Origin of the sequence: Solirubrobacter soli DSM 22325 (genome assembly GCF_000423665.1) — a bacterium.
Lineage (GTDB): Bacteria > Actinomycetota > Thermoleophilia > Solirubrobacterales > Solirubrobacteraceae > Solirubrobacter > Solirubrobacter soli.
In genome coordinates this window covers 202735-221926 of the sequence record NZ_AUIK01000009.1, presented here as the reverse complement: position 1 = coordinate 221926, position 19192 = coordinate 202735, and the positions used below count along the sequence as shown (strand labels likewise).

Annotated in this window: 15 protein-coding genes; 6 read left to right on the top strand and 9 right to left on the bottom strand. The window is 72.2% G+C overall.

Annotation, left to right across the window (positions count from 1 at the left end; all coding sequences use genetic code 11):
* Positions 1–8 precede the first annotated feature (8 nt).
* The 4 genes from G569_RS0108100 (at position 9) to G569_RS0108085 (ending at position 3986) form a co-directional block, all read left to right on the top strand.
* Positions 9–1400 carry an aldehyde dehydrogenase family protein gene (locus tag G569_RS0108100; protein WP_028063039.1) on the top strand — a complete coding sequence of 464 codons (1392 nt, stop codon included), beginning with the start codon at positions 9–11 and terminating at the stop codon, positions 1398–1400.
* Between the two features lie 92 nt (positions 1401–1492).
* The gene (locus G569_RS46565; RefSeq protein ID WP_037495283.1) at positions 1493–2314 is read left to right on the top strand and encodes a fumarylacetoacetate hydrolase family protein; all 822 of its coding nucleotides are present in this window, start codon (positions 1493–1495) and stop codon (positions 2312–2314) included.
* Positions 2311–3306 carry an alcohol dehydrogenase catalytic domain-containing protein gene (locus G569_RS0108090; RefSeq protein ID WP_028063038.1) on the top strand — a complete coding sequence of 332 codons (996 nt, stop codon included), beginning with the start codon at positions 2311–2313 and terminating at the stop codon, positions 3304–3306. The genes G569_RS46565 and G569_RS0108090 overlap by 4 nt, the downstream gene beginning before the upstream one ends.
* Positions 3303–3986, top strand: coding sequence for an SDR family oxidoreductase (locus G569_RS0108085; protein ID WP_028063037.1), 684 nt, complete (start codon positions 3303–3305; stop codon positions 3984–3986). Before G569_RS0108090 ends, G569_RS0108085 begins: the two co-directional genes overlap by 4 nt.
* On the opposite strand, the gene G569_RS57490 is transcribed toward G569_RS0108085, so the two are convergent.
* From G569_RS57490 to G569_RS0108045, 8 genes are read right to left on the bottom strand one after another with little or no spacing between them, the layout of a single operon-like run.
* Positions 3952–6525 carry a bifunctional diguanylate cyclase/phosphodiesterase gene (locus G569_RS57490; RefSeq protein ID WP_157591894.1) on the bottom strand — a complete coding sequence of 858 codons (2574 nt, stop codon included), beginning with the start codon at positions 6523–6525 and terminating at the stop codon, positions 3952–3954. The genes G569_RS0108085 and G569_RS57490 overlap by 35 nt on opposite strands.
* Positions 6526–6552: 27 nt before the next feature.
* Complete coding sequence (locus G569_RS46555) at positions 6553–6849, bottom strand: DUF3817 domain-containing protein (protein WP_037495281.1); 297 nt, start codon at positions 6847–6849, stop codon at positions 6553–6555.
* A gap of 50 nt (positions 6850–6899) precedes the next feature.
* Complete coding sequence (locus G569_RS0108070) at positions 6900–7316, bottom strand: hypothetical protein (protein ID WP_028063036.1); 417 nt, start codon at positions 7314–7316, stop codon at positions 6900–6902.
* A complete protein-coding gene (locus G569_RS0108065; RefSeq protein WP_028063035.1) occupies positions 7313–7699 on the bottom strand; it encodes a hypothetical protein in 387 nt (128 codons plus the stop codon). Before G569_RS0108065 ends, G569_RS0108070 begins: the two co-directional genes overlap by 4 nt.
* Entirely contained in the window at positions 7696–12666 is a 4971-nt protein-coding gene (locus tag G569_RS62335; protein ID WP_053226032.1) for a phage tail protein, read from the bottom strand. The genes G569_RS0108065 and G569_RS62335 overlap by 4 nt, the downstream gene beginning before the upstream one ends.
* Entirely contained in the window at positions 12666–12947 is a 282-nt protein-coding gene (locus tag G569_RS0108055; protein ID WP_028063034.1) for a hypothetical protein, read from the bottom strand. Before G569_RS0108055 ends, G569_RS62335 begins: the two co-directional genes overlap by 1 nt.
* Positions 12948–12990: 43 nt before the next feature.
* A complete protein-coding gene (locus tag G569_RS0108050) occupies positions 12991–13962 on the bottom strand; it encodes an NADPH:quinone reductase (protein ID WP_028063033.1) in 972 nt (323 codons plus the stop codon).
* Positions 13959–15218, bottom strand: a complete 1260-nt coding sequence (locus tag G569_RS0108045; RefSeq protein WP_053226031.1) for a mandelate racemase/muconate lactonizing enzyme family protein — start codon at positions 15216–15218, stop codon at positions 13959–13961. Before G569_RS0108045 ends, G569_RS0108050 begins: the two co-directional genes overlap by 4 nt.
* Positions 15219–15319: 101 nt before the next feature.
* On the opposite strand from G569_RS0108045, the gene G569_RS0108040 reads away from it, so the two are divergent.
* Together G569_RS0108040 and G569_RS0108035 are read left to right on the top strand one after the other, a co-directional pair.
* Complete coding sequence (locus G569_RS0108040) at positions 15320–16294, top strand: hypothetical protein (protein WP_157591893.1); 975 nt, start codon at positions 15320–15322, stop codon at positions 16292–16294.
* Positions 16294–17214: a hypothetical protein gene (locus G569_RS0108035; RefSeq protein WP_028063030.1), complete on the top strand. Its 921-nt coding sequence runs from the start codon at positions 16294–16296 to the stop codon at positions 17212–17214. Before G569_RS0108040 ends, G569_RS0108035 begins: the two co-directional genes overlap by 1 nt.
* On the opposite strand, the gene G569_RS46540 is transcribed toward G569_RS0108035, so the two are convergent.
* Positions 17189–19186, bottom strand: coding sequence for a M14 family zinc carboxypeptidase (locus G569_RS46540; protein WP_084284456.1), 1998 nt, complete (start codon positions 19184–19186; stop codon positions 17189–17191). The two genes, G569_RS0108035 and G569_RS46540, sit on opposite strands and share 26 nt — an antisense overlap.
* Between the last annotated feature and the right edge of the window lie 6 nt (positions 19187–19192).

Here is a 19192-nt window from a genome sequence, read left to right as displayed (position 1 = left end):
GGCGCGTCATGAGCACCCAGACGATCGAGAGCCGTTCACCGCAGAACCAGTCGGAGGTCGTCGTCAGCGCGCCGGCCGCCGACCGCGAGACGGTCGCCGCCGCGTTCTCCCGCGCCCGCGCCGCGCAGCGCGAGTGGCGCCGCAACGCGCTCGCCCGCGCCGACGCGCTCAGCGCCGCCGCGGCCGCACTGGACGCCGCCAAGGACGAGATGGTCGACCTCATGGTCCGTGAGGTCGGCAAGCCACTGACCGAGGCCGTCGGCGAGCATGGGCGTTCCGTGCGCATCCTGCGCTACCAGGCGCAGTCCGCGATGGACCCGGACGGCGACACCTACCCCGCCGCGCCGCCCTCGGACCTGCGCACGCTGCTGCTGAGCCGCCGCCGCCCGCGCGGCGTCGCCGGGCTGATCACGCCCTGGAACTTCCCGTTCGCGATCCCGCTGTGGAAGGCCGCGCCGGCGCTCGCGTATGGCAACACGGTCGTGCTCAAGCCGGCGAGCGACGCCATCGGCTGCGCGCTGCTGCTGCAGGAGATCCTCGGCAAGCACCTGCCCGACGGCGTCTTCAACGTCATCACCGGCCCGGGCGCCGCCGGCCAGGCCGTCGTCGAGATGGCCGACGTCGTCTCCTTCACCGGCTCGACCGCGGTCGGCCTCGGCGTCGCCGCCTCGGCGACGGCCCGCGGGATCGCCAGCCAGGCCGAGATGGGCGGCCTGAACGCCTCGATCGTCCTGCCGGACGCGGACGTCGAGTCCGCGGCGAAGGTGATCGCGGGCGCGGCGATGGGCTACGCGGGCCAGAAGTGCACCGCCACGGGCCGCGTGATCGTCCTGGGCGACGCCGCGCAGTTCACCGACGCGCTCGCCGCCGCCGTCGAGGCGCTGCCGACCGGCGACCCCGCCGACGCGAGCACCGTCGTCGGCCCGGTCATCAACCCGCCCGCCCGCGACGAGCTCGTCAGCGCGGCCAAGGGCGCCGCGGCCGACGGCGGCCGCGTCGTCACCGGCGGCGAGGCGCTCGACGGCCCGGGCCTGTTCTTCACGCCCGCCGTGATCGACGGCCAGGAGCCGACGGCCAAGCTCGCGCAGGAGGAGGTCTTCGGCCCGATCGTGACCGTCCTGAAGGCGAGCAGCGCCGAACAGGCGGTCGAGATCTCCAACTCCGTCGCCTTCGGCCTGGTCACCTCGGTGTTCACGAAGGACCTCGATTCGGCACTGACCGTGGTCGACGGGCTCGAAACGGGCATGATTCGCGTCAACATGCCGACCTCCGGCGTCGACTTCCACGCTCCCTTCGGGGGCGAGAAGCAGTCCTCGTTCGGCCCGCGCGAGCAGGGCAAGGCCGCGCGCGAGCTGTACACGAGCACGCACACGATCACGGTGGGCCCGGCGGGCAGCTAGGTGTTCGCCCCTGTGAGTCCGGCGGATCGCCGGCCAGATCACCGGCGGGCGGGGCCCGCCAGAATCCGTCGGACTCGCGGGGGTGGACACTGATGGCCATCTGGCGCGTCCGGACGGCGGAAGGCGAGCGGCTCGCGCGCGGGCCGCTCGACGCCGGGCCGGTCGAGCTGCTGGAGGGCACGCTCGACGAGTTGCTCGCGGCGGGGACGCTGGATGCTCCGGCCACCGGTCCTGTCCCTGCCGGATCGGTGATCCTGGCGCCCGTCGCCGGCCAGGAGGTGTGGGCGGCGGGCGTGACCTACGCCGCCTCGCGCACCGCCCGCAACGACGAGTCCAAGGGCGCGCACGACTTCTACGACCTCGTCTACGACGCCGACCGGCCGGAGCTGTTCTTCAAGGCCGCGCCCGGCCGGGTCCGGGGACCCGGCGCCCTGATCGGCGTCCGCGAGGACTCCGGCTGGGACGTCCCGGAGCCGGAGCTGGCACTGGTGATCGGCGCCAACGCGCAGATCCTCGGCTACACGATCGGCAACGACGTCTCGTCGCGCTCGATCGAGGGCGAGAACCCGCTCTACCTGCCGCAGGCGAAGGTCTACCGCGGCTCCTGCGCGCTCGGGCCGGCGATCGTCCCGGTGAACGAGGCGCCGCCCGCCGACGAGCTGGAGATCACGCTGACGATCGCCCGCGACGGCTCCGAGGTCTTCACCGGCTCGACCCAGACCGCGCTGCTCAAGCGCAGCCTGACGGAGTTGGTGAGCTGGCTCTTCAAGGCAATGGACTTCCCGGTCGGCGCCGTCCTGCTGACCGGGACGTCGGTGATCCCCGCGGTCGAGTTCACTTTGCGGGGCGGTGATGAAGTACGGATCGCGATCACCGGCCTGGGCGAGCTGGTGAACACGGTGGAGGTCGTATGAAGACGCTCGTGTGGGACGGGCCGAACGCGATGCACGTCGAGGACGCGGCCGAGCCGGGAGAGCCCGGCCCGGACGAGCTGATCCTGCGGCCTGAGGCGGTCGGGATCTGCGGCTCGGAGGTCGAGGGCTACCTCGGCCACATGGGCAACCGGATCCCGCCGCTGGTGATGGGCCACGAGTTCGCCGGCACGGTCGTCGCGGCGGGCGCCAACGCTCGCCGGTTCGACGGGACGCGCGTCGCGGTGAATCCGCTCTCCGGCTGCGGCGCCTGCCGCCTGTGCACGGCGGGCCTCAGCAATCTCTGCAAGGACCGCGTGCTGGTCGGCGTGCACGTCCCGGGCGCGTTCGCGGGCTTCGTCAAGGTGCGGGCGGCCGACGCGCGGGTCCTGCCCGACGGCGTCTCCGCCCGCGTCGGCGCGCTGATGGAGCCGCTGGCCAACGGCGTGCACGCCGTGCGCCTGGCTCCGGAGGGCGTCGAGAGCGCGATCGTGCTCGGCGCCGGCACGATCGGCCTCGTGACGTTGCAGGCCGCGCTGCTGGACGGCATCCTCCACGTCGCCGTGATCGAGCCGCAGGACGAACGCCGCGCCCGCGCCCAGGAGCTCGGCGCCCACGCCGTCTACGCGACGCCGGAGGAGGCCAGGGACGCCGGCGAACCGGATCTCGCGCTCGACGCCGTCGGCGCGCAGGCGACCCGCGCATTGGCGCTCGAGCTGCTCCGGCCCGGCGGGACGCTGGTCTGCATCGGGCTCGCCGCCAATGACACGACGCTCGGCTTCCACGGCGTGATCCGCAGCCAGCACCGCATCCAGGGCTCCTACGCGTACACGATGGCCGACTTCGACCAAGCCCACGAGTGGCTCGTCAGCGGTCAGGCGACGATCGGCAAGGACCTCCCGGAGGTGCGTCCGCTCGAGGACGGGCCGGAGCAGTTCGCACGGTTGGCCGGCGGCCCGCCCCCGCCCGAGTTCAAGGTCTTCCTCGCGCCGTGAAGCGCACCGTGGTCGTCATCGGCGCGTCGTCGGGCATCGGCCTGGCGACCGCGCGCGCGTTCCGCGACGCCGGCGACAGCGTCCACGCCGCCGCGCGCCGCGACATCTCCGAGCCCGGCGTCGCCGGGCACACGCTCGACATCACCGACCACCACGCGGTCGCGAACTTCGCCGCTCCGTTCGAGCGCGTCGACGCCTTGATCATCAGCGCAGGCACGAACATCAAGGAACGCCGGCTGCACGAGCTCACGCCCGCCGCATGGGACCGGATGGTCGACACGAACCTCAACGGCCCGTTCTACGCGATCCACTCGTTCCTGCCCAAGCTCAAGGCAGCGCGCGGAACGGTCGTGATCATCAGCTCGGTGTCCGGCGCCTACACCGACCGTTCCGGACCCGCCTACCAGGCGGCCAAGGGCGGCGCGATCAAGCTCAGCCACGGCGCGGGCTTCGAGTCGGGCGGTGAGGTCCGCTTCACGGTGATCCTCCCCGGCGTGGTCGACACCGACATCCTCGAGAGCCGCCCTGAGCCGCCCACGCGCGAGGTCCGCGACCAGATGTTGCACGCCGACGACGTCGCCGCCGCCTGCCTGTTCGCCGTCGATCTCCCGCCCCGGGCGTTCGTGGCCGAGCTGACGATCCTGCCTACGGCGTTGCAGGCGATCGGGAAGACGCTCTGAGCGGCGCCGAGGCGATCACCGCGCCGAGCTCGACCGGCGGCCCGGTGAAGTAGCCCTGGACCATGTCCACGCCGAGCTCGCGCAGGAGGGTGATGGTCTCCTCGTCCTCCACGTACTCGGCGATCGTGCGCTTGCCGAGCCCGCGCGCGGCGTGGATCAGCGACTCGAGGATCACGCGGTCGGACGGGCTGGTGGCGCTGTGGCGCACGAACTCGCCGTCGATCTTCAAGTAATCGAACGGCAGGTGCTTGACGTAGGTGAACGAGCCGAAGCCGACGCCGAAGTCGTCGAGCGCGAAGCGGCATCCGAGGCTGGACAGCGAGCGCGCGAAGATGTCCGCCTCCTCGAAGTTCGTGACCGCGGCGGTCTCGGTGATCTCGAAGATGACCCGCGACGGGTCGACCTGGCCGGACAGCAGCGCCGAGCGGATCGCGACGAGCAGCTCCGGTGACCCGAGCGAGCTGCCCGAGAGGTTGATCTCGAAGACGAGGTCGCGGTCGGGGTGGTCGGCGATCGCGCCGATCGCGCGGGTCACGACCCAGCCGTCGATCTCCCCCATCAACCCGAACTGCTCGGCGATCGGCAGGAAGTCGCCCGGGGCGATCAGCTCGCCGTCGGGCCCGAGCATCCGCAGCAGGACCTCGTGGTGGACCGTGCCGGTCTCGAGATCGACGATGGGCTGCGCGAACAGGGTCAGCCGGTCCTCGGCGAGCGCGCCGCGGATCCGGTCCACCCACTGCAGCCGCGACTGCGTCGAGGACTGCTCGCTGGTCTCGTAGAACGCGGTCCGCCGGCGACCGGCGTGCTTGGCGTCATACATCGCGAGATCGGCCGCCATCAGCGCGTCGTCGGCCTTGGCGAAGCGGCCCTCGAGCATCGCGACCCCGACGCTGGCGCTGACGCCGCGGCCCTCCGGCATCCCGTCGACGGCGTGGACGAGCCGCGCCGCGGTCGCCCGCGCGCGGTCGCGGTCCGCCCCGGGGAGGAGGACGGCGAACTCGTCGCCGCCGATGCGGGCGACGATGTCCTCGGCGCGCAGCGAGTGCCGCAGCGCCGCGCCCGCCGCGCGGATCACCTCGTCGCCGACGTGGTGGCCGAGCGTGTCGTTGATCGCCTTGAAGTGGTCGAGGTCGATCAGCATCACCGCGCCGGACGCGCCATGGTCGATGAGCGCGCCGAGCCGGCGCTGGAAGCCACGCCGGTTGAGCAGCTCGGTCAGGGCGTCGTGCTCGGCCTGGTGGCGCAGCTCGACCTCCAGGCCGCGCCGCTCGGACACGTCGATGACCTGCGTGAGCAGCGGGCTGCCCAGCTCCTCGTCGTCGAGGCGGGTGAAGTGCACCTGCGCGAAGCGGGAGGCGCCGTCGGCGACCAGCAGCCGCAGCTCACCGCCGACCGCGGTGCCGGGCGCGGCGAGCGCGCGGGCGACGAGGTCCTGGGCGCGGGCGCGGTCCACCGGGTGGATGAGGTCCACCGACGTCCGCGCGCTCAGCTCCTCCCGCGAGAACCCCGTGATCTCCGACAGCGCCGGATTGACCCGCGCCAGGTGCCCGTCGCGGAACCCGACGGCCTGCCCGATCGGCGACGCCTCGAACGCCTCGGCCAACCGGGTGTCGCGGATCGCCAGCCGCCGGCGTGTGCGCAGGACGACCTGGAGGATCATCACCAGTAGGGTCAGCAACAGCCCGACGGCGAGCGCGACCGGGCCGATCCGCACCCCGGACTCCTGCGGCGCGGAGACCGCGAGGTCGAGCGTCTGGCCGCCGAACGTGAGCCGCTGGTGCTCGGCGTCGCCTGGCAGCTTCCCGGTCTGGCCGACGAGCGAGCCGCCGCTGGCGAGGCGCAGCGCGACGTCCGGCGCGACCGCGTGCCGGACCGCGTTGAAGATCACGGTATGGCTGAAGGTCCCGGCCACGAACCCGCGTTCGCCCTTGCCCGTCGTGACCGGCTGGAAGATGATCGTCCCGCGCTCGCCGTTGCGGGCGAGCGCGACCGAGCCGGTGGCCGCGAGCGTGCCCTGGCGCTCCGCGCGTTCGACCGTCTCCAACCGCCCGGGCTGGTTGGCGACGTCGATGCCCTCGAGATGCCGGCCCGCGGCCACGAAGGACCCGTGCACGACCACGATGTAGCGCGGTCGCTGCCCGGCGACCCGGACCTTTCCGTCCGGGGTGATCTCGCGGATCGGGCCGCCGAGACGCTGCTCGAACGCGGCGCGCTGCGGGTCGCGGACGTCGGCCAGGTAGACCAGCGAGCGGGCCTGCGACCGCCGCAGCATCGGCGTCACGAACTTCATGAACTCGTCCTGCTCGACGTCGTTGGAGGCCACGAACAGGCCGCCCAGGTCGCGGACCTGGCCCTCGAGCACGTCGATCTGCGAGCGCAGGGCGCTCGACGCGGCGAAGGTCGCCGCGTCGTCGCGCAATCTGTCCCGGCTGGCGTCGATCCGCCTCCCGCCGGCGAGGAGGGCGAGCGAGCAGAGGACTCCGATGGCAGCTGTGACCCAGAGCCCGCGGCGATACGAGATTCGCCACTCCGTGGGCAAGGACCCAAACTACCCTCGCCGATCGGGCTACGCCACTGGGGAATACTCCCGGCGCGCCAACCAACGGTCGACGACGTAGCCGCCGAACGGGATCACGGCTCCGAGCAGGATGTAACCGGTTTCTTTGGCGCTCCAGCCCTGGTCGGCCTTGAGATTGAGCGCGATCAGCACGTAGGCGACGAACAGCGCTCCATGGATCGGGCCGAGGATCGTGACCAGAACCTCGGCGTCGGCGGTGCGCTTGAGCACGGACGCGACCAGCAGCAGCAGGAAACTCGTCGCCTCTGTCAGAGCGACGACACGGAAGGTCTTCAGTGAGAACACGGTGAAGAGTCTGACGAAGCAGGCGCGTCCGGCGACGTCGACGCGCTGGGCTATTCGATCTCGAGGATCTCGTCGGCGGTCTCGAGCTCCTGCCGCCGGCACAACGGCCGCAGGCGCTCGACGATCCCGGCGAGCTGCTGGCCCTCGTCGCTCGTCTGCGCGGCCTCGACCTCGCGGGCGAGCGCGGCTGCCAACTCGCCCGCGTCGCGCTCGGGGTACAGCCGCAGCACGATCTGCTCATCGTCGGAGCTCTCGAACTTGAGGGTCAGGTAGTCCGCCTCGGCGACGTAGCCGATGCCGATCTCGCGCCCCTCGGCGGGCAGCTCGCAGTAGGCCTCGGGGGAGAGCGAGAAGCCCGCGGCGAACAGCTCCTCCCAGGAGTCGCAGCGCCAGCCCGCGGAGCGCAACGCGGCGACGACGGCCGTGCGCCGGCCGGCGGCCGCCTCGCTGAGCTCAGAGGCCTTCACTCCGAGCGGGTGTCGGACAGGCGCAGCTCGACCTCGTCGTCCTCGCCCTGGATGGCGAGCACGCGCGCCGGGACGGCGAGGAGCTCATCGATGAAGGCGCTCCAGCCGTCCGGGTCGAGCGTGTCCTGCGCGCCCGTGACGACCGAGAGGACCTGCTCGAGGTGCGTACCGAAGAACACCTTGAGGTTGCCCTCGAGCTCGTCGGTCGCGAGCCCGATGCGCAGCCAGTCCTCGCCCGGGAGGTATTCGACGGTCAGCTCGCCGTGGTCACTCTCGTGGGTGAAGGTCGGCCAGTCGAGCTGCTCGGCGGACGGATCGCGGTCCCAGCCCGCGGCCTTCAGGCGGGCGGTGATCAGGCGGACGTGCGCCTCGGGGTCGCTCACGAGCCCACCTTGGTCCCGTCGAGCTTCTCCGCATCGCTGTTGATCTTGTTGATGATCGGCTCCAGTTCCTTGGCGCGACGGCGAATCACCTTCAGCTCCTGGTCGTCGAGCTCGACGCCCTCATAGTGCTCGGCGAGCATCTTCTCGACGCTCAGCACCGAGAGTTTGAAGCCCTTGGCCCGGAGCTCGCGCAGGACGTCGACCGAGAGCTCCTTCTGTTGGCGCTTCTGCTCGACCGATTTCGGGGTCTTCTTGCCCGTCTCCGGGTCTGTGTCCTCCTGGCTGCCGCGGTAGAGGCCGAGCAACTCGAGGTGGACGTCGACGTTGAGGTCGGCGGCGAGCGTCTGCAGGATCTGCGAGCAGTTCGGGCACGGGCTCTTGGTCAGCTGGATCGCGAGCTGGTTCTTGCCCTGCTCGTTGGACTTGAGCGTGCCGGCGGCGACGCCGCGGCGGATGAGCATGTCGAGCTTCTGCTCGGCGTGCAGGCCGCTGCTCTCCTGGCGCGGGAGCGAGACGCCGTTCCAGGTCGCGGTGGCCGCGGTGTGCTGAACGCCGCGGCGCGGGCCGAGACGGCGCGCGTTGAGCGCCGCGAGCCGCTCCTGGTCCTCGATCGAGACCTTCTCCGGCTCGGCCTGGGCGGCTGCCATCTGGCGCGCCTCGCCCAACCGGACTCCGACCTTGAAGTCCTTGTGCAGGAGCTTCATGACCAGCGTGCGCGGCGAGGCGGTCACGTACACGCCGATCTCGTCCGCCTCGCCCACGCGCTCGACCGAGATCTGCTTGAGGCCCGACGCGGCGTTGGCGTTGTAGACGGCCTCGATCTTGGCCTTGGTCGTGTCGGCGTCATCGTAGGTCGAGCCGAGCGAACCCCGCAGGTCGCGGGTGACCTTCGCGCGCACGTCCTTGCTGTCGGCGGTCTCCTCGTCGCCCTTCTTGTCCTTGCCGGTGAAGCGGTCCTTGACCGCGGTCGCCTTGTCCTTGACCCACTTCTTGCCGGCGTCGTACTTGCCCTTGGCCCAGCCGAAGAGCTTCTTCGCGCCCTTGACCGCGCCCATCACGACGAAGTCGACGGCCTTGGTGATCGGCGCCTGGACCTTCTGGATGATCGAGTGGATCTTCTCCGAGATGCCGCCGAGGCCGAGCAGGCTGGCCAGGAACGAGATCGCCAGCGGGAGGGCGCGCGCGAGGCTGTCCTCGACCTTCTGGGCGACGATCCCGATGTTGCCCTTGGCGATCGCGCCGATCGAGTCGAGGATCGAGCGGACGAAGTCCATGATCTCCGAGCCCCGCTCGATGATGAACATGATGATGTCGTAGATCGCCTTGCACGCCTTGATGAAGGCGGCAGCGGGGTTCAGGAAGGCGATCAGCCAGGTGATGCCCGCCTTGATGACCTTCTCGATGATGAAGTTCTTGATCCCGCCGATGACGGTCTCTTCGAGGTCGCCGACCTTGTCCTGGATCCAGTGCCAGAGTCCGGCGGGCCCCTCGGTGACGAGGATCTTGAAGACGTCGACGGTCTGCTCGAGCTTGGTCATGACCCGCTCGCCGACGAGCTTGACGACGCGTGCGCGGATCTGGCGGTAGGTGAGGCCGAGGACCTGCATCACCAGGTCGAAGATCCCGGCGATGTCGAAGTTCTTGGGCAGTTGGATGCCGGCGCGGCCGATCGCCCCGAACAGCCAGCCCATCAGGCCCTCTTGCAGGTGGCTGGCGATGTTGCCGACGAAGCGGCTCAGGCCCGCCTTGATGCCGTCCACGAGGCGGCCCAGGAAGCCGATCGGGTCCGAGATGATGTCGCCGATCACGTCCGCGGCCTTGGCCAGGACGCCCAGCAGCATGTTCTTGAGCTGGATGATCGTCTTGACCACGCCCGCGACCGCGTCGATCGCCTTGTCGACAAGGCCGCGGTTGGCGGCCTTCATCTCGTCGATGCGAGCGTCGAGGGAATCGCGCGACTCGACGTACTTGCGCGCCAGCGTGTCGACCATCTCGGACTGCTTGGAGTCGACGTCGGCGGTCAGCTGCTCGAACTGGCTGTCGAGCTTGGACTCCGCCTCCTTGCCGACCTTCTGCAGGTCCTGCGGGAGCTGCGCGACGTACTTGGCGATCTCGGCCTTGCCCTGGGCGATGCGGGCGCGGGCGGCGGTCAGCGCGGCGCCCACCACGTCCGCGACCTTGCCGATCACGCCGTCCATGGCGGCGAGATAGCGGGTCTTGCCCTCGGCGTAGAAGGCGTTGACCTCCGACGGCATGCCCATCAACTTGTCCTTCAGCCAGCGGCCCTTTCCGAGGAGACCCGAGTAGCGGTCGTCCTTGTAGGCGTCCATCCGCTGGCCGACGTAGTCCTCGAAGCTCTTGCGGGCGCCTGACTCGCCCGCGGTGAAGGCCTGGTCGACCTTGCCGTCGAGGTCGCCGAGCGTCTTCGTGACGTCGGTCTTCGTGCGCTCGTAGATCCCCTGGATGTCGGTGGCGACCTTCGCCCGCTTGGCCTCGTCCTCGGTCTTGGCGCCCTGCTTGTGGCCGATCGCCTGCTGCAACGCCTGGCCGCGCGCGCCGTGCATCTGGCCGAGGCCCTGCGCCTCGAGGCCTTGCGCGTCGCCCTTGGCCTTGCCGAGCACGCCCTGCTCGGTCTTGCGGTACTCGCCGGGCGCCTTGTCCGAGTGTTGCTTGGCCTCGTCGCGCGCGGTCAGCGCGTCCTTGAAGGTCGGCTCGTTGGACTTCTCGATCTGCTCGTCCGTGACGTCCGCGTCGGCCATCTGCTTGTCGACCGCGTCCGGGCCGGCCGACAGATCGGTCGTCTGCTGCGGAACCGGCGCCGGCATCGCATTGGCCGCCCCGACCGTCGACGTCGCCTGCCCCACCGGGTCGTTGGCCATCGGCTCGACCTGCTTGGCCTTCGCCTTCGATGCGTCCGGCGCGGCGACGGTCGCGTCCTTGATGTCCTTCTGCGAGTCGTCCTTGCCCGTCTTGACGATCCCCGAGACCTTCCCCTTCACCTCCGACGCGCCGCCGTCCTTGAAGTCGTCGGCCTCCTCGAGGTTCTTGGGCGCCGAGCTGTCGACCGCCTCCTTGACCGCCGCGATGAACGCCGCCCGGTCGAACGCCCCAGGCTCCTTCGTGGCCATCTCGTCGACCTGCGCGGCCTGCGCCTGGCTCGACATGTCGTTCGCCGGCGGCACCGCCGCACCCTGCGCGTTCGCCGCCCCCGCCGCCGCGGGCGTGTGCGTCTTCGACCCACCCGCCGCCGCCGAGGACTTCCCCTTCATGGCCTGGAACGCCGGGTCCGCGTGCGGGTCCTTGTTGACCGCCGGCCCGGCCGCCCCACCACCGGCGGCCGCGTGCGCCGCCGCGGCGCCGCCCCCGCCGCCCTTGGCCTCCTCGACCGCACCCGCGGCGCCGGCACTCTTCGCCTCGACGCCGACCGCGGCCCCCTTGGCCCCACCGGCCGCACCCTTGCCCTCACCGCCGCCCGCCGGCCCCGCGCCGGCCGCCCCGGCCTTCGCCTCGCCCGACGCCGCCGCCCCGGCCGCGCCGCCGCCCGCCGCGCCCTTGACCTCACCCGACGCCGCAGCACCCGCCGCGCCACTCTCCGCGGCCTTCGCCTCGCCGGCCGCCGCGGGACCCGCGCCCGCAGCCCCCGCCGCGCCGCCGCCCGCCGCGCCCTTGACCTCACCCGACGCCGCAGCACCGGCCGCGCCACTCTCCGCGGCCTTCGCTTCGCCGGCCGCCGCGGGACCCGCCCCCGCCGCGCCGCCGCCGGCCGCGCCCTTGGCTTCACCCGAGGCCGCCGCACCAGCCGCGCCACCTTCCGCGGCCTTCGCTTCGCCCGCCGCCGCGGGCCCGGCGCCCGCAGCCCCGGCCGCGCCACCACCGGCCGCGCCCTTGACCTCACCCGAGGCCGCCGCACCAGCCGCGCCACCTTCCGCCGCCTTCGCCTCGCCGGCCGTCGCCGGCCCCGCGCCCGCAGCCCCGGCCGCGCCCTTGGCTTCACCCGCCGCGGCCGCGCCGGCGCCGCCCTTGGCCTCGCCCGCCGTCGCGGCGCCGTGCTCGCCGCCGAGGACCTCGGAGATCGCGGAGGCGCCGCCGGTCAGCAACTCGGCCGCGCTCGCGCCCGCCGCCGCGCCGGCGCCCGCCGAGCCGAGCATCTCCGCGGCCGCGGCACCCGCCGCACCGCCGCCGAACAGTTTCTCCGCCGCCGCGCCGGCCCCGGCTGCGCCGCTCGCCGAGGCCGCGCCGGCCGACTCCGCCGCGGTCGCGCTCGCACCGGCCGCGCCGCCTGCCGCCGCGCCGGCCGACTCCGCCATCGTCGCGCCCGCGCCCGCCGCGCCACTCGCCGCCGCGCCGGCCGACTCCGCCATCGTCGCGCCCGCGCCCGCCGCGCCACTCGCCGCCGCCCCGGCCGACTCCGCCATCGTCGCGCCCGCGCCCGCCGCGCCACTCGCCGCCGCGCCAGCCGACTCCGCCGCTGTCGCGCCCGCGCCGGCCGCGCCGCCTGCCGCCGCGCCGGCCGACTCCGCCACCGACGCGCCCGCGCCCGCCGCGCCACTCGCCGCCGCCCCGGCCGCGCCCGGCACGCCACTCGCGGCCGCAGCACCCGCGCCGGCCGCGCCGCCTGCTGACTCCGCCGCCGTCGCGCCCGCACCCGCCGCGCCGCCTGCCGCCGCGCCGGCCGACTCCGCCATCGACGCGCCCGCGCCCGCCGCGCCACTCGCCGCCTCGCCGACGAGCTCCGCGGCCGACCCGGCCAGGTTCGAGGGGTCGAGGAAGCGGGAGATCGGCGGGCGTGGGCGTCCGCGGTCGTTCAGGAGGCGGGCGACGGCCGCGTTGCCCGCGCCGCGCTGCAACGCGGCGATGCGGGCCGCCGTCAGCGGACCCGAGAGCGAGGGCGGTTCGACGGCCACCGCGGGCGCCTGGTCGGTGACGATCGGCGCCTCGTCGACTTCCCGCTCCCGGCCGGACTGCACTACTCGGGCAGCTCCTCAGGCAGCTCTTCCGTCGAGGCCTCTTCGGTCTCGGACTCGGCCTCGGGGCCGCCTCCGCCTTCGGCCTCTTCCATCTCGGGGGCCTCTTCCTCGGCCTCCTCGCGCGCCACCGTCGCACGCGAAGCGGCGGCGCGGGCCACCGCTTGGTTTCCCACCGCGGACGCCCAGTTCAGCGTCCCGACCTGGAGGGGCGGCGCGGGCGCGGCGGGGCGCGCCTTCTCCTCGCCGCGTTCGACCTCAGGGTCTCGCTTGCGATCGAGCACGACTAAAACCGTATCGGTCAACCCTCGTCCGATGGGGAACCCATCAGGGCAGATCGATCAACACTTTCCCGACCGCGCCAGCCTGCACGGCGTCGTGGGCGGCGGCGGTCTGTTCGAGCACGAACCGATGCACCGGGAGCGTGGTCAGCGCACCGACCGCCACGGCCTCGCTGACGCCGTCGACCGCCGCGCGCAAGGCCGCGGGCGCGATCGTGTAGACGAGCACGAAGCGCAGCGTCAGGTTCGGCGTCATCAGCGCCCGGATCGGCACCTCCGCGGACGGCTGATCCGCCGCGTAGGTGGAGATCACGCCGTGCGGCGCGATCACGGCGAGATCGAGCGCGAGGTTCGGCCCCAGCGCCAACTCGACGATCCGCGAGACACCCGAGGGCGCGGCGGACCAGATGTGCTCGGCGACGTCGTCGTCGCGGTAGTTGACGACCAGCGACGCGCCCGCCTCGTCGGCGAGCATCGCCTTCTCGGGCCCGCTCACGGTCGCGATCACGCGAGCGCCCGACCACACGCCCAGCTCGATCGCCGCGTGCCCCACCGCACCCGCCCCGCCCGCGACGAGCACGTCCATGTCCGCGATCGGCCCGTCCGCCCGCAGGCAGTGGTACGCCGTCAAGGCGGGAATCCCGAGCGACGCACCGAGCTCGAACGAGGCGTCCGCCGGAAGCCGCACCGCCTGCTCGGCCGGCACGACGCAGTACTGCGCCGCGGTCCCCCACTGGCGCCGCCAGGCGGCGAAGTAGACCCACACCCGCTCGCCGACCCGCGACCCGTCGACACCCGACCCAACCGCCTCGATCACCCCCGCGCCGTCCTGACCGGGCACCTGGAACTCGAACGCCAGGTCACCCGTGGCGCCCGCCCGCGACTTCCAGTCGGTGGGATTGACGCCCGCCACGACCATCCGCACGAGCACCTCGCCGGCTCCCGGCGACGGCGTCGGCACCTCCTCGACCGACAGCACCGACGACCCGCCGGTCGCCCGATAGACCGCGGCGATCATTCGTCGAAGAAGGGCTCGCCGGGCTTCGCGTACGAACGCGCCAACTCGAGATTCAAGGTGACCCCCAATCCAGGTTTGTCCGGTACGGCGATGCGCCCGTCGACGATTCCGTCGAACCCGACCGCCAGGTCCTTCCAGAACGGCACGCTCATCCCGTGCCACTCCAACGCGAGGAAGTTCGGGATCGCGGCGGCGACGTGCACGTTCGCGACCGTCCCGATCGGCGACGCGATGCAATGCGGCGCCATCGAGATGTAGTGCGTGTCGGCGTAGTCGGCGATCCGCCGCGTCTCCAGCAGCCCGCCGGTCTTCTGCGGGTCCGGCGCGGCGATGTCGATCGCGCCCGCCTCGAACGCCTCCCGGAAGCCGTGCCGCATGTAGCCGTTCTCGCCGGTGCAGATCGGCGTCGAGGTCGACTTCGTCACCCGCGCCAGCGCCGCCACGTTCTCCGGCGGGACCGGATCCTCGAGCCACAGCAGCCCCAGATCCTCCAGCTCGTGGGCCAGGCGAGCCGCATCCGAGACCTGGTAGCGCCAATGGCAGTCGAACGCGACGTCGACCTCGTCACCCACCGCGTCGATCACCGCCGCGGCGAGGGAGACCATGTACTTGATCTCCGCCCGCGACAGCGTCCCCGAGGCGGTGTCGGTCATGTACGGCGTCGGCACGTCCAGGTCGAACTTCAAGGCCGAGAACCCGAGCTCCGCGACCACCTGCGACGCCCGCGCCGCGTAGAGCTCGGGCGTGAACACCTCGTCCGGCGCGGCCTTCGCGTACGCGCGCCCGTGCTCGGGATTGACGATCCCGCCCGCCGGGACCGCGGCGACGTCGTCGCCCCAGCGCGCCGGCCGCGAGATCATCGTCGCGTTCATCGAGTGCAGCGCCTCGCCCGCGTGGCAGTCCGCGTACATCCGGACGGAGTCGCGGAAGCGCCCGCCCAGCAGCCGATGGATCGGCACGCCGTACGACTGGCCGACGAGGTCCCACAGCGCCGCCTCGATCCCCGAGATCGCGTTGTAGACGATCCCCGCGGCCGACCCCGCGCCCGAGCATCCCCAGCGCAGCTTCGCCCACAGGCGGTCGACGTCGCGCGCGTCCTCCCCGATCAGCAGCGGCGCCAGGTCGCGCACGATCGCCGTCAGCCCGGGCGCGCAGAAGCACTCGCCCAGGCCGGAGAGCCCGTCCGCGTCGACGCGCACGAACGTCCAGTCGTAGTTGGCCTCGACGACGGCGGTGTGCACCCCGGTGATTCGCATCGCGGGCCATCGTCTCAGAGCGACTCGACGCATGTCCGACTAAGAAGCGGCGGATCACGCGCGTACCTTGCGGCGCTCATGAACCAGAACGGATTGTCTGAGTGAACCTTCGCCGAGTGATCCTCCCGGCGGCTGCCGCCACGCTGGCCTTCGCCCCCGCCGCGCAGGCGGGGACCACGGTCTCCTTCAGCGTCTCCCAGGGCTCGAGCGCCCGGGTGGAGCTCGGCTCCTCGCTGCCGTACACCCACTTCGACGTCGCCCGTTCCGGCGTCGTGATCGGCACCTCGCAGGCCGGCAAGCTCGATCTCTCCGACCTCGCCAAGGACGACGTCGTGACCCTCCACAACGGAGCGGACGTCCTGGCGACGATCACCTACGACGGCCTGCCGGAGATCGGCAACGACGCCTGCATCGGCCACACCTCCTTCCTGGTCAAGCGCGGCATCGACGCCGAGCTCGTCGCCGCGGGCGCCCGCGACGAGTACGGGGACGACGTGCAGTCGACCTGGAGCGACGTCCCGACCGGGCCCGTCCGGCTCCTGCGCCCGCTCGCCCCCTATGACGTCGCCTACGCGCAGACCTACGCGAGCGACGGCGACACCCAGGTCTACTCGTCCCGGGTCAAGCGGATGCGGCAATGCGAGATCGACGTGCCCAAGCCCCCGCCCGCCCCGCCCGCGCCGCCGGCGCCGCCGGTCACGCCGTCCGAGCTCACGCCCACGACCGCGCAGCTCACCCAAGCGGTCAAGGGCTCCCTGTCGGCCACCGGGGCGAGCCTGCGGACGCGCACCACGCGCCGGCTCGCGCGCCTGCGCTCCGTCGCGCTGCCGTTCGCGTTCCCCGAGCCGGGGCGCGTCGAGCTGCAACTCGTGGCGAAGAACCAGGTCGTCGGGAGCGGCGTCAAGACCTCCACGGTCAACGGGAAGGCGATCGTCGCCGTCGAGCTCACCCCGGCCGGCCGGAAGCTGTTCAAGCGCTCCAAGCGGCTCAAGGTGACCGTCAAGGGCACATTTGCCCCTTCGCGCAACGGAGCGGAAACCTCACGAGCGAGCAGTACCGTGACACTGAAGCGCTGATGCTCGCCCGCCGGCTCGCACTCACCCTCACGACCGCCGCGGCCCTGACCGCGGCGGGAGCGTCGGTGGCGCGAGCCGACATCGGCTTTCTCGTGATGCCCGGGTTCTCCGGCGTCGAGATCGACGGCGACGCGGAAGCGTCCAGGCTCGACCTCGTCCGCGGCGGCACCGTGATCGCCTCCTCCGAGGACGGCGCCGTGTTCGTCGACGAGCTCAAGGCGGGCGACGTCGCGCGCGCCTACAACGACGACGGCACCCCGGCCGGCAGCGTCACCTACGACGGCACGCCGGCGATCTCGAACGCCTGCGTGGGCGGCACGACGTTCACCGCCACCCGCGGCGCCGCAGCCGTGTTCCAGTACGCGGGAGCGTTCACCGGCTCGGCGCTGGAGCCGCTGACCGGGACGTGGGACGGCGGCCAGACGGCGCAGGTGACGCTCTCCGGCCCGCTGTCGGTCGATGACATCGTGTTCGTCTCCGTCGGCCGCGACGACGTCGACCCGGCGTACAGCTCGACCCGCATGCAGCCGGCGGAGACCTGCACGCCGCACCAGCCCGGCGCCACGCCCACCCCGACGCCCGGGCCCGGCTCCCCGCAGCCCGGCGACAAGCCCGCGGGGAAGCTCTCGCTCGCCGCCGCGCGCGCCGCGCTGGCCCGGATCAAGCTGACCGCGAAGGTCCCCGTCACCCTCCCCGAGCCGGGCAGGATCGACCTGCGCCTCGTGCTCAAGAGCCGCACGATCGCCCACGGCGCCCGAACCGCGTCCGGCGCGACGAAGGTCACGCTCAAGCTCAAGCACCGCCTCAAGCGCGGCACGAAGGTCACGCTGCGCGCGACGTTCACCCCCTCGCGCGCCGGGGCCGAGCCCCAGCGCGCGAGCGTGAAGGTGACCCTTACGGGGTCGTCGTCGAGAGCGTGAACGTCAGCGTCTTCGAGTAGCTGCCGGTGCGCAGCGGGTCGGTCGCGCCGATGTGCTGCTTGAAGTTGATCGTGACCGGGTCATTGGAGACCGGAGCGGTCCAGGTCGACTTCGAGAACGTGACCTCGAGCGCGGACGGCAGCGAGAACGTGCCGTTCATCAGATACGCCGGGACCGGGGCCACGCTCAGCGTCGCGTCACCGGCGGTGGAGACCACGTTGGCCGACGTCGAGGCGGTGTAGTCCTTGTCGACGCCCGGCGTGAACGCGCCGAAGCTCGCCGGCGCGCCGAGCGACAGCGCGAGCGTCGCCGGCACCGAGCCGCCGACCGGCAGCTCGACCTTCGGGCACGAGTAGCGCCGCTGAGCGGTCTCGATCATCGGCAGCACCGAGTCCGAATCGAGGATCGGGGCGACCAGCCCGCCGTACGGCTGCTGCAGGGGGACGAGGACGCCGCCCACCTGCGGCTCGGTCTTGATGCCGTGGATCGCCAGGCGCTCCTCGACCGAGCCGAACGCGCCCCGCGCCATCGTGTACTCGTTCTGCGGGATGTAGTAGCCGCACGGCGAGGGATCGAGGATCCGGCTCGCCAGCGGCGTGTCCACGTCCGGCTGGTCGTTCGGGTTCGCGCCCACCGACGGGACCAGCGGCCACACGTAGGACCCGCGCAGCACCGTGCGCCGGCCGACGATGTTGGACGTCTGGTAGGCGATCGAGTTCGCGATCGACGCCTGGATCTGCGGGAGCCGCGCGTTCATGTAGCGCAGGCCCTCCCAGTTCTCCCACAGGTGCGCGTAGACCTTGCGGTTCTCGTTCGCGCGCGAGTTCGTCCCGCCCTCGGCCGGCCGTGTCGTCCCGCCCGCGGCGCGCGCCTCGCCGAGCATGCTCAGCCCGTTCTTGAGCGCGCCCGTGTTGCGCAGGATGCCCTCGTGGCTGTCGCCGCCGGTGCTGTACGGGCCCATCCACCAACCGGAGTTCGACGCGGCGCCGTACATCCACTCGTTGACCATCAGCTTGCCCTCTTCGAAGAGGCTCTGCTCGACGTTGAGGTGGCGGGCGCCGAGGATCGGCAGGTCCTCCGAGTCGCCCTCGTGGTTGTCGACCATGACGTCCGGCGTGTAGTCGCGGATCATCCGCGCGAGGCCCTTGGTCTCGTTCTGCTCGATCAGCGCGTGGTCGCGGTTGAGGTCCTGCCCGGTGGTGTTGCCGCGGGTGTTGTGCGCGCGGCCGTCCGGGTTCGTCGACGGGACGATCAGGACGGTGATCCGGCTCAGGATGTCCAGCAGCGCCGGGTCCTGCGTGGCGACCAGCTGGCGCGCCATCGTGAAGCACGACTCACGCCCCGAGGCCTCGTTGCCGTGCACGTTGCAGTTGAGCGCGTACGCGGGCTTGGCGGAGATCTGAGCCGCCGTGTCCGGCGGCTTCGGGTAGCCGATGATGAACATGTTCATCGGCCGGTTCTCGATCGTGCGCGCGAGCTCGACGACCCGGATGCGGTCGCTGGACGCGTCCAGCGCGGCCGTGTACGCCGCCTCCTCGACGTCGGAGGTGTACGTGGCGGTCGTGCGCTGCTCCCACGCGGTCAGCGGCCCGCCGGCCGGGATCGGCAACGTCGTCGCCGTGACCGGGTCCGACAACGGCTGCTGGGTCGTGCCCAGACGCGCCCGCACGCGCCAGGTGTAGCGACCGCCGAGCGTGTAGCCGGACTCCGCGAAGGCCGGCTTGTCCGGCGTGATCGTGCGCTGCGGCTGCCAGACGCCGACGACCGTCGCCGCACCGGTCGGCTGGTCGTTGGCGTCGACCGGCGTGCGCTCGATCTGGTAGTCCGTCGCGCCCGCGACCGGGTTCCACTTCAAAGTGGTGAACCCGACGTCCTGGGTCGCGGTCAAACCGGTGACCTGCTGTGCGTCCGCAACGCACGGGAAAGCCAGCGCCGCGGCCATGACCACCGCGGCTCCGCCCCATCCCCTCATTATTCC